General features: G+C 41.6%; 16 protein-coding genes and 2 pseudogenes. 9 read left to right on the top strand and 9 right to left on the bottom strand.

The genetic code is table 11. The features are described from left to right. Window positions 1–40: 40 nt before the first annotated feature. Window positions 41–325: a GNAT family N-acetyltransferase gene (locus tag B9T26_RS06580; protein WP_086198932.1), complete on the bottom strand. Its 285-nt coding sequence runs from the start codon at window positions 323–325 to the stop codon at window positions 41–43. Window positions 326–378: 53 nt separating this feature from the next. Then, window positions 379–663, bottom strand: coding sequence for a GNAT family N-acetyltransferase (locus B9T26_RS06575; RefSeq protein WP_086198931.1), 285 nt, complete (start codon window positions 661–663; stop codon window positions 379–381). A gap of 172 nt (window positions 664–835) precedes the next feature. Between B9T26_RS06575 and B9T26_RS06570 the strand changes: the two are divergent. The 5 genes and pseudogenes from B9T26_RS06570 (at window position 836) to B9T26_RS06550 (ending at window position 5,999) form a co-directional block, all read left to right on the top strand. Further along, window positions 836–2,027 (top strand): annotated as a pseudogene (locus B9T26_RS06570) (sugar transporter). Window positions 2,028–2,338: 311 nt separating this feature from the next. After that, window positions 2,339–3,295 (top strand): TerC family protein, encoded by a 957-nt coding sequence (locus tag B9T26_RS06565; RefSeq protein ID WP_086198930.1) that lies wholly within the window; start codon window positions 2,339–2,341, stop codon window positions 3,293–3,295. 203 nt (window positions 3,296–3,498) lie between these two features. Next, complete coding sequence (gene guaD, locus B9T26_RS06560; protein ID WP_086198929.1) at window positions 3,499–4,815, top strand: guanine deaminase; 1,317 nt, start codon at window positions 3,499–3,501, stop codon at window positions 4,813–4,815. A 221-nt stretch (window positions 4,816–5,036) separates the two neighbouring features. Next, a complete protein-coding gene (hpt, locus tag B9T26_RS06555; RefSeq protein ID WP_086198928.1) occupies window positions 5,037–5,564 on the top strand; it encodes a hypoxanthine phosphoribosyltransferase in 528 nt (175 codons plus the stop codon). 177 nt (window positions 5,565–5,741) lie between these two features. Continuing rightward, a complete protein-coding gene (locus B9T26_RS06550) occupies window positions 5,742–5,999 on the top strand; it encodes a GlsB/YeaQ/YmgE family stress response membrane protein (RefSeq protein WP_086198927.1) in 258 nt (85 codons plus the stop codon). A gap of 88 nt (window positions 6,000–6,087) precedes the next feature. Here the strand turns inward: B9T26_RS06550 and B9T26_RS06545 are convergent, their stop codons facing one another. Further along, window positions 6,088–6,789 (bottom strand): DsbC family protein, encoded by a 702-nt coding sequence (locus tag B9T26_RS06545; protein WP_086198926.1) that lies wholly within the window; start codon window positions 6,787–6,789, stop codon window positions 6,088–6,090. Window positions 6,790–6,871: 82 nt separating this feature from the next. Next, window positions 6,872–7,869: pseudogene (gene dmeF / locus B9T26_RS06540) on the bottom strand (CDF family Co(II)/Ni(II) efflux transporter DmeF). A gap of 61 nt (window positions 7,870–7,930) precedes the next feature. Here dmeF and B9T26_RS06535 point away from each other — a divergent pair. The 3 genes from B9T26_RS06535 (at window position 7,931) to B9T26_RS06525 (ending at window position 10,736) form a co-directional block, all read left to right on the top strand. Then, window positions 7,931–8,197 (top strand): metal/formaldehyde-sensitive transcriptional repressor, encoded by a 267-nt coding sequence (locus B9T26_RS06535; RefSeq protein WP_086198925.1) that lies wholly within the window; start codon window positions 7,931–7,933, stop codon window positions 8,195–8,197. A gap of 155 nt (window positions 8,198–8,352) precedes the next feature. Then, window positions 8,353–9,498 (top strand): MFS transporter, encoded by a 1,146-nt coding sequence (locus B9T26_RS06530; RefSeq protein ID WP_086198924.1) that lies wholly within the window; start codon window positions 8,353–8,355, stop codon window positions 9,496–9,498. 1,019 nt (window positions 9,499–10,517) lie between these two features. Then, the gene (locus B9T26_RS06525; protein WP_143222994.1) at window positions 10,518–10,736 is read left to right on the top strand and encodes a hypothetical protein; all 219 of its coding nucleotides are present in this window, start codon (window positions 10,518–10,520) and stop codon (window positions 10,734–10,736) included. A gap of 654 nt (window positions 10,737–11,390) precedes the next feature. On the opposite strand, the gene mnmE is transcribed toward B9T26_RS06525, so the two are convergent. The 5 genes from mnmE to rpmH form a co-directional block, all read right to left on the bottom strand. Then, entirely contained in the window at window positions 11,391–12,746 is a 1,356-nt protein-coding gene (mnmE, locus tag B9T26_RS06515) for a tRNA uridine-5-carboxymethylaminomethyl(34) synthesis GTPase MnmE (protein WP_086198922.1), read from the bottom strand. A 99-nt stretch (window positions 12,747–12,845) separates the two neighbouring features. Further along, complete coding sequence (yidC, locus tag B9T26_RS06510; protein ID WP_086198921.1) at window positions 12,846–14,600, bottom strand: membrane protein insertase YidC; 1,755 nt, start codon at window positions 14,598–14,600, stop codon at window positions 12,846–12,848. Between the two features lie 5 nt (window positions 14,601–14,605). Continuing rightward, window positions 14,606–14,926, bottom strand: coding sequence for a membrane protein insertion efficiency factor YidD (gene yidD / locus B9T26_RS06505; protein WP_086198920.1), 321 nt, complete (start codon window positions 14,924–14,926; stop codon window positions 14,606–14,608). A gap of 9 nt (window positions 14,927–14,935) precedes the next feature. Next, window positions 14,936–15,325, bottom strand: coding sequence for a ribonuclease P protein component (gene rnpA / locus B9T26_RS06500; RefSeq protein ID WP_086198919.1), 390 nt, complete (start codon window positions 15,323–15,325; stop codon window positions 14,936–14,938). 30 nt (window positions 15,326–15,355) lie between these two features. After that, complete coding sequence (rpmH, locus tag B9T26_RS06495; protein ID WP_000831329.1) at window positions 15,356–15,490, bottom strand: 50S ribosomal protein L34; 135 nt, start codon at window positions 15,488–15,490, stop codon at window positions 15,356–15,358. 663 nt (window positions 15,491–16,153) lie between these two features. Here rpmH and dnaA point away from each other — a divergent pair. Continuing rightward, window positions 16,154–17,533: a chromosomal replication initiator protein DnaA gene (gene dnaA / locus B9T26_RS06490; protein ID WP_086198918.1), complete on the top strand. Its 1,380-nt coding sequence runs from the start codon at window positions 16,154–16,156 to the stop codon at window positions 17,531–17,533. Window positions 17,534–17,603 lie beyond the last annotated feature (70 nt).

Below are 17,603 nucleotides of genomic sequence, written 5' to 3'. Positions count from 1 at the left end.
AAAGCCCAATTTTTTTTGGGCTTTTTCAATCTATTAGAATTTAGGCCGCAACATCTGCCAGGCTTTGATCGCGTTTAAACATCACATCCACATAGGAACAGGTGGGTACAATTTTTAATTGTTTTTTACGAGCAAATTCCACTAAAACATCAAGTAATTGACGTGCTGTACCTTGTCCACGTAATGAATCATCTACCCAGGTATGATTGGCAATAATCTGGTGTTCACCGCGCCATATATAGCTAATTTCTGCAATACGTTCTCCTGCATCATTCAGCTGGAAAAATTCACCTTGTTGGCCGTTATCGTCATGTTGAAACTGCATAACTCTCCCTCAATTTTTTGCTTTAACTGTAATCAGAATACTTTAAAAATACATTATTTCAATAGATCATGCAGGGTTAAATCCTGATCAAAAACTGACTTTGCAAAAGGGCAGAGCGGAATAATTTTGACCTGTTTTTCTCGGGCCAACTGCACCACAGCATTCAGTAACTGATGGCCAATGCCTTGTCTACGCAAAGTATCATCCACCAGGGTATGGTCAATAATCAGGATACTGTCACCGGCCCAGGTATAAGTCATTTCAGCTAAATGATGACGATGGTTACCGAGATAAAATTCACCTTTTTTGCCGTCATCCTGATGTTTAATCTCTAACATGATTATGCTCTGCTGAGAATCCAGATACTCAACATGCCATAACTGCTGATGCCAGAGTGTTAAGTTTTTTACTGTTTTTGACCGTACAGGATGTCTTTTTTAACGAGTGCTAAACTTAACAAGCACAAGATTTCCACCTAAACTTTCATGTAAATTCTTACATTATTTTACTATGTCATCATCTTCTTCTGAAATTTCAGCCAATCCTGTCCAGCAATGGATTTGTGTCATCACTTTAGCTTTTGCAGCCTTTATTTTTAATACCACTGAATTTATTCCAGTGGCCTTGCTGAGTGATATTGGCCATAGTTTCAATATGCCTGCCACCGATGTCGGGATCATGATTACCATTTATGCGTGGGTAGTTGCCCCGATCTCCTTACCGATGATGCTGATGACGCGGAATGTCGAACGGCGTTTTTTACTGATTGCGTTATTTGTGGTGTTTATTTTCAGTCATGGCGTATCGTATTTCGCATGGAATTTTAACGTGCTGTTGGCCAGCCGAATCGGGATTGCATTTTCCCATGCGCTGTTCTGGTCGATTACCGCATCCTTAGCCGTTCGTGTTGCACCTAAAGGTAAAGAATTTCAGGCATTGGGTTTGCTGGCAACGGGGGACGGCTTTAGCCATGGTTTTAGGCATCCCGTTTGGCCGCATGATTGGCGAAGCCTATGGCTGGAGAAATACCTTTGCTTTAATTGCACTTGGTGCAGCCGTCATCTGCCTTACCTTAGCTAAAACCCTACCGAAACTGCCCAGTGTCAATTCAGGTTCACTGAAAAGTATTGGTATCTTGTTTAAACGTCCAAGCTTGGTGATGGTGTTTGGATTAACCATTCTCATCATTACTGCACAATTTACCGCTTATAGTTATATCGAACCCTTTACCCTGAATATTGCCCATTTTAGTTCCTCGCAAACTACCAGTTTATTGCTCATCTATGGCGGTGCCGGATTTATTGGTTCTTTTCTGTTTGGTAAATTTGGCAACCGGTATCCAAAACTTGCGATTCCTTTAAGCTGTGCTTTACTCGCCATTTCCATGTTGCTATTACTGCCACTGGCGCAAGGTTTTATTGGCCTGAGTACGCTCAGCTTATTTTGGGGTATGAGCATTATTTGCTTTAGCCTGGCATTGCAAGCCAAAACCCTGAACCTAGCTTCGGATGCCACCGATGTCGCCATGGCGATTTATTCAGGTCTATATAATGTCGGTATTGGAGGTGGCGCATTGCTGGGTGGCATAGTGACTGCGAGTTTTGGTTTAAGCCAGATTGGCATGGCAGGTGGCTTAATTGCCTTGGTGGGTACCCTGTTGGCACTCATTTTAGTGCAGCGCCGTGACTTCATTAAAGTGTAATTAAGCTAGATAAAATTTGCACAATTCATATAAATATGCGATTCTTCAGCCACATTTGGATTAGATCCAAAACAAAATTGAGTTGAACAAGGGGAGTAGCCTCCTCCAAGCGTCCTTAGAAGCAATTCTGGTGGACGTGTCAGAATATCGTCATTACACTTTGCAAAAAGTCGGTATCTGAGCATCTGAAATTACAAAATATTGGTATTCAGATGTAGGCAAGACCTTGATCATGTTGACACAGATGTTTAAATCATCTGGCAACAGGTCAAGGTTTTTTTATGGCCAGTTGTCGGGTGTGGAGATTTTTTATGGAATCCATCGGCAACCCTGGGTTGTATCTGGCATTTTTTGCGATGGTGGCAGTAATGCTCATCGTCGACTTTATTGGCTTCAAACACAAAGAAGATCAACCCGTTAAAATTAGGTCAGCAGCCTATTGGAGCTTTGCCTGGGTCAGTGTGTCCATACTGTTCGCTGGCGGTTTATGGCTGTATTTACAGCAAACAGCGGGTATTGCCTTAGCCAATCAAAAAACCATGGAATATTTTGCCGGTTATCTGTTAGAAAAATCTCTCGCAATTGACAACGTATTTGTCTGGTTGATGATTTTTGCAGCCTTTGCCATTCCTCCGGCATTACAACGTAAAGTGCTGCTGTATGGCGTACTCGGTGCCATTGTTTTACGTACCATCTTTATTTTTATTGGTGCATGGTTCGTTCAAGAATTCTCCTGGATCCTGTATATTTTCGGTGCTTTCCTGGTTTATACCGGCATTAAATTCCTTAAGGGTCATGAAGACAACCCGAATATTGAAGAAATATCCTTACTCAAGTGGTTACGTAAGCATATGCGAATTACGCCGCATCTGGATGGGCATAACTTCTTCGTGCGTCAAAACGGTGTGTTATGGGCAACGCCATTATTTCTGGTTCTGATTTTGGTTGAAGGCTCGGATATCATCTTTGCAGTGGATTCTATTCCGGCTATTTTTGCGGTCACCACTGACCCCTTCATTGTCTTGACCGCCAATCTTATGGCAATCTTAGGTTTGCGTGCCATGTTCTTCTTAATGGCAGGGGCAGCCGCTAAAATGCATTATTTGCCTTATGGCTTAGGCATTATCTTGCTGTTTATTGGTTTTAAAATGTTGATGCTGGATCTATTCCATATGCCAATCTGGATATCACTCAGCTTTATTGTGATTGTACTGACAATTACCGCCTGGTTATCGATTCGATATAACAAGCAGCAACAGCAACTGTAATTTTTAAATAAAATGATCCAGCCTTTCATCCTATAGATGGAAGGCTTTTTTATGCCAGGTATTTTATTTATGGCTGCTTTTTTAAACTCTAAATATCATGCTTAATGTATAGAATAGGGTAGGAGTTAAAACTAATGCGATAGAGTTTAAGCTAAAAATTTCAGGTACAATCAACCGAAAAACGAGAAATTAAAGGTTATTGCATGTCTTCCCTTCAAGCACAACGCGCCGTTCGTGGTCGCTTTCTTGATATTCAACACACCGTTTCCCAAGCCTCCGACATTGCTCCAGCCATACGTTATATTGAAGATGGTTTAATCCTCCTGAATGCGGGAAAAATCAGCTGGTTTGGAACATGGGAAGAGGGAAAAGATCTGCTCAGTGCCGATACGCCATTTGAGCATTATCCAGACAAGCTGATTGTGCCGGGATTCATCGATACCCATATCCATTTCCCGCAAACCGAGATGGTCGGTGCCTATGGCGAACAGCTACTGGAATGGCTGAATAGCTATACTTTCCCTACAGAATTGCAGTTTAAAGACAAAGCTTATGCCGATAAAATCGCGCAATTTTTTGTGCAGCAATTATTGAAAAATGGCACCACCACTGCTTTAGTATTTTGTAGTGTGCATACTGAATCAGTTGATGCCTTATTTGAAGCCGCAGAACAGCAGCAAATGCGTTTAATTGCCGGCAAGGTGATGATGGACCGGCATGCGCCTGATGAACTGTGTGATACAGCAGAAAGTTCTTATCATGACTCTAAGGCACTGATTGAAAAATGGCATGGCAAAGGCCGTAACCTGTATGCCATTACTCCGCGTTTTGCGCCCACATCCACACCGGAACAACTGCAAAAAGCAGGGCAACTGAAAGCTGAATATCCAGATGTCTATGTACACACCCATTTAAGTGAAAACAAGAATGAAATTGCCTGGGTGAAGGAGTTATTTCCAGAACAAAAAGGCTATCTGGATGTTTATCACCACTATGGCTTAACTGGTCAGCGCTCGGTATTCGCGCATTGTGTACATTTGGAAGATGCCGAGTGGGACTGTATGCATGCCACCAACTCAGCAATCGCCTTTTGCCCAACCTCCAACCTGTTCTTGGGCAGTGGTTTATTTCCCTTGAACAAGACCTGGGAAAAACAGGTCAAAGTTGGCTTGGGTACGGATATTGGTGCAGGCACTTCATTTAACCAGCTGCAAACCTTAAATGAAGCCTACAAAGTTCAACAGCTGCAGGGCGATAAACTCTCGGCGTTTGAGTCCCTGTATCATGCAACCTTAGGCGGAGCCAAAGCCTTAAATCTGGACGATAAACTGGGTAATTTTAACTGCGGTAAAGAAGCCGACTTTATTGTACTGGACTTAAAAGCCACAGCATTGCAAGCACTGCGTCAGGAACGCGCCCAAGGCATTGAAGATGCTTTATTTGCCCTGATGACTATGGGTGATGACCGCAATATTCATGCAACCTATATTTACGGAGCGCCGGTATATGTCAAAGCCTAAACCCAAAAAAATATCCCGTAAAAAGATCATCTTGATGATTGGAATTTCAGCGGTGTATACTTTCCTGCTCAAGCGCGATACTGCACAGCTCAAGGCCTGATTACATTTTCAGCGGCAAAAAAGATGCATCTCTCGGGCAGATGTATTAAAATTAAAACATCTTTTGAGGTGTTGCTGGTCAACACCTTTTTTATTTTTGATTTGCTTTTAGGTATCTACCCATGACCGTTCATATGAGCGTAATGATCTCAGCAGAAGAAATTCACGCTAAAGTCAAAGAGCTTGGTGCAAAAATTGATGCTCACTATGCCAATAGTGACAAAGAACTTGTCCTGATTGGTTTACTTCGTGGTTCAGTTATTTTCATGGCTGATTTATGTCGTGCAATTACCAAACCGCACGAACTCGATTTTATGACGGTATCCAGTTACGGTGGTGGTACAGTTTCAACACGTGACGTGAAAATTTTAAAAGACCTCGACGGCGAAATTCGCGGTAAAGATGTACTGATTGTTGAAGATATTATTGACTCAGGCAATACCCTCAGCAAAGTACTGGAAATTTTAAGCACACGTGGTCCTAACTCAATTGAGCTGTGTACTTTAATTAGCAAACCTTCACGCCGTGAAATTGAACTTGAAGTCAAATTCCTGGGGTTTGAAGTCGAAGATAAATTTATTGTCGGTTATGGTCTGGACTATGACCAAAAATATCGCCATATTCCCTTTATTGGTGAAATTGGTCTATAAGACTCGGATCAGATACTTAAGTGGCTTCGGCCACTTTTTTTATCCTCAAAATTTGATAAGGAACAAAAAAACAACAGTTTTTAGCAGGACTCAACTGTTTCCTTTTCTATAAATGATTAATTATAAAAATGAAAGCGTAATGAAAATATATAAACTAACGATAAATGGAGAAGACATATGTGGACACTTATAGTTGCCATCGTAGTGGGTTTTATTGCAGGCTTAATCGCACGTGCTATTCATCCTGGAAATGATAAATCAGGATTTATCGTGACCACATTATTGGGTATTGCCGGTTCTTTATTGGCAACCTACGGCGGACGTTTACTCGGACTCTATGATGAAAACTCGGCCGCAGGCTTTATCGCTTCAGTGATCGGGGCACTCATTATTTTATTCATTTATAACATGGTCACTAAAAAATCACGTGTTTAAATCGTGATTTAAAATGATCAATCTTCCCCAGTAAAAAAGCACCTCCTCGGGTGCTTTTTTTATTACCTGATTAAGAAAAAAATTAGGTTTACAAACCTAGTTCTTTCCACATGAGTTCAATTTCCTGAGCAGGGCGGGCACCCATCACTTTAAATCCATTCGAGAAAATAATGGCCGGTGTGCCATTTAAACCCAGGGATTTTCCTAAAGCCAAATTACGATCCACAGGATTGGCACAAGTTTGTTTACTGGCCGGCTGAATACCTTTCGCAATCAAATTTGACCAAGCCACGGCAGGATCTTTTTCACAGAACACCTGTTTGGAAACGGCCACCGATTGGGTTTTGATTGGATAAATAAAAGTATAGATAGTGACATCATTTAACTTGCTTAGTTCAGTCTCAAGTTTTTTGCAATAAGGGCAATTTGGGTCAGAAAAGATCGCGATCTGGCGTTTACCATTACCTCGCACAGTTTTGACTGCATCCTGCAAAGGCAGTTTTTTCCAGTCGATGCTGTTTTGTTTCAGCATTAAATCCTTGGTCAGATTTTTCTGGTCAGTTAAACGGAACATCGAACCCACCAGGACATGTTGTGCGTCCTCAGCCAAATACACCACCTGACCATCCATCGAACCGCTATAAATTCCTTTCATTTCGGTAGTTTGAATATTTTCAATGTTCAGTTTTGGATGCTGTTTAGTCAGGTTACTTTTCACCGTATCAACATTTGCCAGTGTTAAAGTTGAAATAAAACTGATCAGGGCAAATGCCAATGTTTTTTTAATCATATTTTTTTGCTCATTGCTTCAAAATTTTTCAGGCTGATTCTACTTAAAAATCAGCCAGCAATGCTTAAAATTTTAGCATGCCTTACTTAAAGCACACAGATTTGCTCATCAAGGTTTCACGTGGAACATTGTCATGAGTTATAGTGGATTAATTTCTACCGAGATATGCACAATTTCCTCATGTATAGATAATGCTTTCCGTACCTGATCGGCATTTAGGCTGCTATTGGTGGCTAAAGCCAAAATGCAGGAAAATTTACCTTTACCCACTTTCCAGACATGCAGGTCGGTAATTTCTACACTGGAAAATTCCTCAATGACCTCACGAATTTCTTGCACCACAGGATGATCCATTTCGGCATCCAGTAAAGTTTTTCCAGTTTCTTGAATGAGGCCCCACGACCATTTTGCCACCAGTATAGATCCAATAATCCCCAACAGCGCATCCAGAAAGCTCCAGTCCAGATATTTGGCGGCAAACAGCGCAATAATGGCAAAGACCGAAGTCACTGCATCTGCAACCACATGCATGAAGGCTGCTTTTTGGTTTAAATCATGATGGTGATGGCCGTGTTCATGTTCATGTTCATGTTCATGGTGATGGTGATGGTGATGGTGATGGTGATGGTGATCATCATGCAGCAACCAGGCGCAGATTAAATTAATCACCAAACCTAAAATGGCAATTGGAATGGCCTGGTTATAATGAATGTCTATGGGATTTATTAGTCGTTCTATTGATTGGAACGCCATAAATATCGCCACCACCATCAACAGGATGGCACTGCTATAGCCGGCTAAAATTTCAATTTTCCAGGTACCAAAACTAAAACGGCTATCTTGTGCATAATGTCGGGCAGAACGGTAAGCAAAATAGGCTAGCCCCAATGCCAGCATATGTGAACTCATATGCCAGCCATCCGCCAGCAAGGCCATAGAGTTGTAAATCCAGCCCCCAATCACTTCTAATAGCATCATCGCTGCCGTTAGAATGGTCGCCAGCAAAATGCGTTTTTGTGCCAGTGGATTTCCCTCATCAAACTGATGGGCGTGTGTTCTGGTGAATGGGGCTTTTTGCATCGTCTTAATCTTAGTGTTTAAATATACTCCCCCATAGTATATTTATTTTTGGAGTATTGTATTGGGCCATTTACATCAAGACAAGAAAATTATTAATCGTGTCAAACGCTTACAAGGGCAAATTCATGCCGTAGAGCAGGCTTTGCAACAGCCGGAGAATTCCTGTATCAGTGTTTTACAACAGGTGGCAGCCATTAAAGGTGCAGTAAACGGTTTAATGAATGAATTAATCGAATCGCATTTGCGTCATCACGTGATTGGGGAACAGGCCGACATCAATCAACAGGAACTGGATGAATTTTTAAAATTATTAAAGCGTTACGGCTAAATCTTTACATCTTGTAAATTGACCTTCCAATTAAATCGCAATTAAACTCCTGATATATCTCTTCTACTTTCTCAATACGTGAAATTTAGCTTTAAACTTCGCGTATTTTTGCGACCCTCTAAATGACACATTCTCAATCATGGCGACCTTTTATCATGGTCAGCCTGGCACTGATTATGGGAACGATCGGAACTGCACTGGCTAGTCCGCTGTATCCCATTTACCAGGCACTCTGGGGTTTAATGCCTAGCCAGATCACCTATATTTTTGTCGCTTACATGTTTGGCTGTCTGGCCACCCTGTTATTTCTGGGCCGTCTCAGTAACAGCATCGGTTTTTTACGTAGCCTGCAAATTGGTATGGGTTTTATTATTCTCGGTTTGGGCCTGTCCAGCATTGCTGCAAATACGGTATGGCTGGCTGTCGGCCGTTTTATTATTGGTATTGCCTCCGGTCTGATTAGCACCTCAGCCATGCTCGGACTGGTTTATACCATTCCTGAACGCTATAAGAATAATGCGCCGCAGTTGAGTTCAGTGATTACCGTCATCGGGTTTGGATTGGGACCGTTTATTGGCGGGGTGATAGCCCAATTTTCCGCACATCCCGTGCTAACGCCTTATCTTCCGGTGATATTGGGAGCCATTATCTGTTTAGGCGGTCTGTATGCGATTAAAACCCCGAGCTTTGAATCACAACCATTTTCTATGGCACCTCATCTAGAGTTGCCCGAACCGCAGTATAAATCGTTGTTTTATATTGCCGGGTTTACCGCATTTGCTGCATTTGCTTCATTCAGCCTGTTTGCCTCACTTGCACCTTCCTTTGTGAAAGAAGCCATTCCCTGGCATGGTCCTTTGGTCAGTGGTTCAACAATTGCCAGTATTTTGCTGGTTTCAGCCCTAGTGCAGTTCTTTGCCAAATCACTTCCCTCGGGCAAATGTCTGAATTACGGTTTAATCACCTTAATGATGAGTTATCTATTACTCGGTTTATGTATGACCCAGCACTGGAGTCAGCTGTTCTTTATCAGTGATATTCTGGTTGGCATCGGTCATGGGTTAGGGCTGCTGGGAGCCTTTGGTCTGGTGCATCAGATGACCAATAGCAACAACCGTGCTGCAGTGATCTCCACCTATTTGTTTATTGGTTATCTCGGCACCATTATCCCGATTATTGCGGCAGGCTATCTGTCTGACCATTTTGGCTTGGTAAGCGGTGTTTTGGGTTTTTGTATCGGTGTAGGCTTACTCTGTTTAAGCTTATTGCTTTGGCATAACAAACTTAAACACACAGCATAAAAAAGTCCTCAGTTGAGGGCTTTTTTATTTCATACACATAAATTTACCTGCCATACAAAAAGCTATCGAAATAGGCTTAGAGTGTAATGGATAGAAGTGCTAGTTATACATGCTTGCATTTCTGATTGATTGAGGTGGAAGATGAAAAAGATGAAATTGTTAAAAGTGATTGGTACATGTGCGATAGCCGGTTATTGTTTTAAGAAGGCTACATGTAAGCAGAAAAACCCAAAATCCAATGACTTTCGAGACATTGAGCAACATAACAAGACACAAAATGATACTGTTTAACTGACTAACAGGCCTCACAATTTTGTGAGGTCTTTGATTTTTCAGAGGCATGCTTATGAGCAAACAGCTAAATTTTTTTAATTCATGGGAAGCTAAAATCTATTTTAAAAATGATGATCATTGTCTATCAAAAAATTAAAAAATAACCCAAAGCAAACAAGAAAAAACGATTTCTGCATATTTTATATACTTTGTAATTTGCTTTAAAGTGATAATTTTTTAATCACACTAAAGAGAACGCAGCGTTAATAAAAATAATAAAATGGTCATCAAACTCAAGCCCGCTTAACTAAATCCCCAAGTTAAGTGGGCTTTTTTTAATATTTAATGATTTTGGTAATTTTTTATATAATAAAATGATTTAACTAATAATATTGTTTTAACTTTTGGTATATTTCGCCACTGAAAATTAGTTTATTAGTATACAAAATAGTCAACAGAAACAGCTGTAGTTTCTGAATGGCCTTTCGAGGTTCTAAGTTTTTGCCCTTACATCCATGTTAGGGCATTTTTTTGCCAGGAGCAAAGTGATGCTCCGATTTTGAATCTGCTTATTTGGTTTTCATGGCGCCACTGAAAATGATTGCGTAATGGATAATGAAGAAATCAAGGTGTGTGGTGATTGCTTGAAAGAAAATAGGACGGTCTGAAGGTATAAAATTATTCTGTACATTTGGGATTTTGTATTCCGGTTATAATTGTATTTTGGGTAATCAATGGTGACCAAAATGACCTATCCCAACCCCATAACATATGACGAATTATTTACCAAACTCCACGAAGCTATTGCTAAACGAGAGAATAATCCGGTTCGTTTAAAAGAGCCTTTAGATGCTATCAATAAGGGCGCTATTTTAGAATTGGAAGAATATTGCCGCAAACACGCTTTTAATTTTCAAACACATTTAGAGGGCGAAAATACATTTGTAATTACCGTAGAGTATTAATTTAATCCAGTTTTAAAAAAAATTATTCTGTATTCATGTATTTGATTATGAGTCTGACATATTTGCTTATGTTGAATGCTGAAAGGTAGGGTAATACAAAACCTGGGTAATTTCTCCCTTGCCCAACATGCTTGGCACATAAGATCCCGTCTAGATAACCAACTTGGCGGGGTTGAACGATTTGATTCGTACCACTGATACGAATGTGGATTGGTTCAGTGAATACCTAAACGACATTCATGCATTCAGCAATAAGCAATAAGCATAGATGTTATCTACATAGGCCAAATAATTTGATGTTTGCGTGGACCACCTATTTATCAGTAAGAATGGAATCACAATATTCGAACCATACAGTTTCTTACCAGAGTTACCTACATTGAATAATTCTAGTTTTACGAAAGTGTTTCTCTGAACCATAGAAAGCGTTGAGAAAGCCAAGCCAAATCAATAAGATCAGGATATTGCTGCTGGGCTATTGATATAACTTCAGCTCCATCAATTCAATTTCCTATATTTAGTTGAGGAGGAATCTTGCTTTCTACAGTGATGATGTAAAGACATTAAAAAAGCACTAAGTAATGAATACTTAATGCTATTTAATTCATATTAGAACTTATCGGAATATACTGAAAATATCAGCTTAAATTGAAACTACTTTCCGATACAAAACGATCCGAAGATTTTTCCTAATAAATCATCAGCACTGAAGTCACCGGTAATTTCACCCAAGGCATTCTGGGCAAGTCGCAGTGACTCTGCGACCAACTCACCGGCATGGTAAACCACCAATTGCTCTTTTGCCTCAGCCAAATATGCCTGAGTGCGTTTCATTGCGTCCAAATGGCGGGTACGTGCAATAAAGGTGTCTTCTTCCGGCTGGAAGCCCGCATGCGCTGTAATCGCGTCTATAAGCGACTGAACCCCGGTTTCCTGCTTGGCAGAAACCGTAATATGACGGAAACCTTGGAAATCGCCAATTTCAGCGACTGCACCGGTTAAATCACATTTATTGGCAATCAACATTAAACGACGTGGTTCCAGATGTTCGGCAAAATAGTTTTGTGCCAGTTGCAGCGGATCATCACCCTGGCTTAAGTCATAGACCAGCAGCAACAAATCAGCCTGTTCAATTTCTTTAATCGCACGGCGGATCCCTTCTTTTTCCACCACATCCCCAGTTTCACGCAGGCCTGCAGTATCAGTCAGGGTAATTGGCAAGCCATTTAAAGTGATTTTTTCATGCAGCACATCGCGGGTGGTACCGGCAATATCGGTCACAATGGCACGCTCATTTCCGGCCAGAGTATTCAGCAAGGAAGATTTACCGGCATTGGGTTTACCCGCAATCACCACCTGTAAGCCTTCACGTAATAACTGGCCTTGGCGTGCCGAGGTTTGCACGGCAGCCACAGAACTTTGCACATCTTCCAGCAAGGCCAGAATCTTGCCATCGGCCAAAAAGTCGATTTCTTCTTCGGGGAAATCAATCGCAGCCTCCACGTGTAAACGCAGATGAATCAGTTTTTCTAAAACCGTATTCACTCGGGTCGAGAACGCACCTTGCAAGGAGCGTACTGCAGAACGTGCTGCTGCCTGTGAAGTGGCGTCAATCAGGTCGGCAATGGCTTCGGCCTGTACCAGATCCAGCTTGCCATTTTCAAAGGCACGCATGGAAAACTCACCGGCTTTGGCAGCAGTTGCACCCAGTTCCAGCAAGCGGCCAAGCAGGGCATTTTGAATCACCGGGCCGCCATGACCTTGCAACTCCACCACATCTTCACCGGTAAACGAGTGTGGATTAGGAAAGCAGATAGCTAGACCTTCATCCATCACTTCACCAGCCGCATCATAAAACTGACGAAAACCGGCAAAACGGGCTTTAGGCAGAGCTTTTTGAGTCAAAGCTTCTGCAATGGCATAAGATTTTGGACCCGACAGACGAATTACCCCCACGCCACCACGCCCAGGCGGAGTTGCAATCGCAGCAATCGTAGTAAGGTTTTGCATAAAATTCACCTAAAAAATCCCAAATCACAGCCAAATAAAAATCCGCCTAAGATTACCATCTTAAGCGGATTTATTCAGCTATTCGCAATCAGTCGTTACTTAAACAACGTCGCGTTTTTCTTTTTCTTTCGCCACACCTTTGTTGATCAAGCTTTGCTGCAAGATGGTAATACTGTTGTTGACAATCCAGTACAACACCAAGCCCGCAGGGAAGAACAACATAAATACAGTGAACATGATCGGCATGATTTTAAACACTTTCGCCTGCATCGGATCAGCTGGCTGAGGATTTAAAGACTGCTGAACAAACATGGTGACCCCCATCAATAATGGCAGGATAAACCACGGATCCATTGCAGATAAATCTTGAATCCAGCCTAACCATGGCGCATGACGAAGTTCTACCGACTCCATCAATACCCAGTACAAGGCCAAGAAAATTGGCATTTGTAATAGCAACGGCAAGCAACCAGAAAGTGGATTGACCTGTTCACGCTTATACAGCGCCATCATTTCTTGTGAGAAACGCATGCGGTCTTCACCAAACTCTTCTTTCATGCGTTGCATTTCGGGTGCAATCACACGCATTTTCGCCATAGAGCGGTAGCTCTTAGCCGATAATGGCCAAAGAATCATTTTCACCAACACAGTCAACAGGATAATTGACCAGCCCCAGTTACCCACAATGTTATGGAAGAACTGCAAACCTAAGAACAATAATTTGGCAATTGGCCACAACCAGCCATAATCCACAGTTTGATTCAGGCCTACAGCAAGGTCTTTCAATTCAGACTGTACTTTAGGACCTGAATAGAATGTGGCATCCACTTCCGCAGTTGTACCAGCAGGTACATTCATGGTCGGTGAAGTGAAACCAATAATATTCATTTTATCGGTAGATTGGCGAGATTCCAGTTTGGCACTATAAGGCTGACCATTGGCTTGAGTCAGTTTCAGATCACCCGGAATCCAAGCACTGACAAAATAATGCTGTACCACAGCAACCCAGCCACCTTTGGCTTCAACATTCAATTTTTCTTCATTGAAGTTGTCAAATTTCAGCTTGTTATAATGTTCATCTGGCGTACCCCAAGCCCCACCCAGGAATGTACCGAGGGTGAAAATACCTTGGGAAGATTTACCTGGATCATCCGAGTTATCACGTTTGATTTGACCAAACATCTGACCTTGCCAGTTCTGGCCACTACGGTTCACCACTTTGTGGTTCACAATAATCGGATATTCACCTTGTTTAAAGGTAAATGTTTTAATGATCTCTACACCATCGGCAGTTTTATAGACCATCGGTACTGATAAAACTTTAACCGCTTGACCATCTTTGGTTTTTGCTGCTTTGGCATCCGCCAGGGTATAAGACGCTTTTTCAATCTCATACACCGGACGGCCATTACGGTTACTGTCCGGTCCATTTAAACCAATCAGTCCAGACTGAGCAACATAAGTACGTTTTGCATCGCTTTCCAGCATCACAAACGGAGCATTACTGTCTTTATCTTTATCATGGTTCAATAATTCAATACGAACAATGTCACCACCTTTAGGATTAATCCAAAGATGATAAAGGTCAGTTTGTACTGAAATAAGCTGTTGACTTACAGGTGCAGCGGCATCTGTTGTAGTTTGCTGAGTAGCAATATTCGCTTGAGGCATGTCAGACGCTGTAGTAGCGGTTTGAGCATTAGGCAAATCTGCAGATACTTCATGTGAAACAGCGGCAGTTTCTTGCTGCGGTTTAGTTTCTGCATGACCATAATCTTTTTGCCAAGCCAAAATAAGCAAATATGCGACGACAAACATGGCCCCTAGAATTGCAAACCTGGCCCATTGTTGCATATCTATTATCCCAAGTAGTTAGAGTGATTTCGGTTCAATAAACGATCACGAAAGGGTACAACAACGTGAAGCGTTTGAGAATCTATTTGCTGAAATGAAATAAAACGAATTGCCTTTGGTGGAACAGGATCATAACCCGAGCCCCCCCAAGGATGACAACGACAAATACGTTTGGTAGCTAACCACGCACCACGCACAGCACCATAGCTATGGACTGCTTCCAAAGAATATTGAGAACATGTTGGAATATAACGACAGCGGGGTCCCAATAAAGGACTAATCGCGATCTGATAGAATCGAATCAACCAATGCAGTAAACGTACCATTGGCCTTCTCTACTTTTGTGGGGAGGGAGCTATCTTTTTATGCTTTTTGGCAAGGCGTTGCAATTTCTGCCAAGCAAATTGTAATTGCTGCTGCAATTCCTCATTAGGGATTGCTTCAATACCCATTTTAGGCATGACCACAATATCTAATAAATCTAATTGCTGCTGATGCAGGCGAAAACTTTCACGAGCAAGACGCTTTACTCTATTTCTTTCATGTGCGCGACGCACTTTTTTCTTAGCAACAACAATACCCAAACGGCTTTTAGGCTGTTCGGAATTTTTAGCAAGAAATAAGAAATGGGGTTGATGCACTTTAAAAAGCGCACCATCAAACACACTTTTATAATCGGCAGCACAGCGTATGCGTACATCTGTGCTGAAGCCATAAAGTGTCATAACACCCAAAACCGTAATAGCTTTAACAGATTAAACAGTTAAGCTATGACGACCTTTTGCACGACGGCGAGCTAATACTTGACGACCAGCTTTAGTAGCCATACGAGCACGGAAACCATGAACACGCTTACGCTTTAATTCTGATGGTTGAAATGTACGTTTCATATTGAAACTCCAAAAATGATCTTTCTATGAAGGTTCGCGATTTTAGTGTTCATTCAGTGAGCTGTCAATCAAAAACAAACTTTCTTTCAAAATAAGCATGTTTTTTAAAGATTCATCTCCTAAACGCAATTTTGAAATAATTAAAAGTTGTATCTATTTATACACAGTGTAAATTATTGATTAATAAAACAACATAAGTTATAAACAGAAATATTCACAATATTATCCACAACTTACTGTTGATAAAAATGAATGGTTTAGTTTTTGAATTTAAATTTAAAACTTTTGTAAGTTATCCCCATAAAATCGTGTCCCTATAAATAAATTCAAATTTATAAATTTAAATTTATTATTATTAGGGTGGGCTTTTTCTGTGGAAAAGCACATTTTATTTTTTATAAACATAAATTTATATTGTGGATATCTATGTTTTTATGATTTTATTAAATTGTGGATAACTTTATGATATATTTTATCCACAGCTTGCGGATAAACTTATCCACACCGTGATTTAAATTTAAATTTAATCGGAAATTTACTTTTTTGAGTGATATTTCCTGAATTTTGCCATGACAGATGTGGATAACTTCGATAGAATGGCGACCCGCTTGCTCGGGCTCAAATGTTTTTTGTTATTAACAATGGAATGAATAGGGGTTTCACATGCTTTGGACAGACTGTCTAACTCGTTTGCGACAAGAGCTTTCGGGAAATGTCTTTACCATGTGGATTCGCCCGCTGGTTGCCGAAGAGCTGAACGACACTTTAAGACTATATGCGCCCAATCCTTACTGGACCCGTTATATTCAGGAACACCATCTGGAACTGATCACCATTTTGGCTGAACAGATGTCTGAAGGTCGGGTACGTAAAGTTGAGATTCTGGTCGATTCTCGTCCAGGGGCAATTTTATCTGCCAATGAACAACCAGCAACTACTACAGCAGCCTTGCAATCAGTTCCGGCGCCTGTTTCCAAACCGAAAAAAGAAAAAGATGAAAGCGGCAGTAAAAATAGCCGTAAACGTTTACTTAATCCCTTATTTACTTTTTCACTGTTTGTTGAAGGCCGTTCCAACCAAATGGCCGCGGAAACCTGCCGTAAAGTTTTAACCCAGTTGGGGGCTTCACAGCACAATCCTCTATTTTTATATGGACCGACCGGTCTGGGTAAAACCCACCTCATGCAAGCTGTCGGCAATGCCTTGTTGCAGGCCAAACCCAATGCGCGGGTGATGTATATGACCGCCGAGAGTTTTGTACAGGATTTTGTCAGCTCTTTACAGCAAGGCAAGGTAGAAGAGTTTAAAAAGAATTGCCGCTCGCTTGATCTGTTGTTGGTGGATGATATTCATTTGCTGGCGGGTAAAGAGGCCAGTCTGGTGGAGTTCTTTTATACCTTTAACGCGCTATTGGATGAATCGAAACAGATTATTCTGACTTCGGACCGTTATCCCAAAGAATTGACTGAACTGGATGCGCGTCTGGTATCGCGTTTTTCCTGGGGCTTATCGGTTGGGGTGGAACCACCGGATATTGAAACCCGAATTGAGATTTTGCTGAAAAAAGCCGAAAGCAGCGGGGTGGAATTACCGCGTAACTGTGCCTTGTTTATTGCTCAGCAAGTGGTGGCCAATGTTCGTGAACTGGAAGGTGCACTCAATAAAGTGGTGGCGATTTCCCGTTTTAAAGGCACACCGATTGATCTGGATGTGGTACGTGAATCGTTAAAAGATGTGCTGGCGATTCGTGCCCGGACCATCAGTACTGAAAATATCCAGCGCGTGGTCAGTGAATATTTCCGTATTCCTTTAAAAGAAATTGTCGGCCCTAAACGGACCCGGATTTATGCCCGTCCACGTCAGCTTGCCATGGGCTTGGCACGTGAATTGACTGGCGACAGTTTCCCGGAAATTGGCATGGCATTTGGTGGTCGTGATCACAGTACCGTGATGCATGCCTGTGAAAAAGTCATTAGCCTGCGGGAAGAAGATCCGATCTTCAATGAAGACTATAAAAACCTGCAACGGCTGTTGCAAAGTTGATCCGATTTGATCAAATTCTATTCTTGCAATGCGGCATGTTCTGCCGCATAGTACACTGCTAAAAACACAT

The organism is Acinetobacter sp. ANC 4169, from assembly GCF_002135355.1.
Lineage (GTDB): Bacteria > Pseudomonadota > Gammaproteobacteria > Pseudomonadales > Moraxellaceae > Acinetobacter.
Note: the sequence above shows the minus strand (reverse complement) of the source record. Positions and strands in the feature narration are given on the sequence as shown.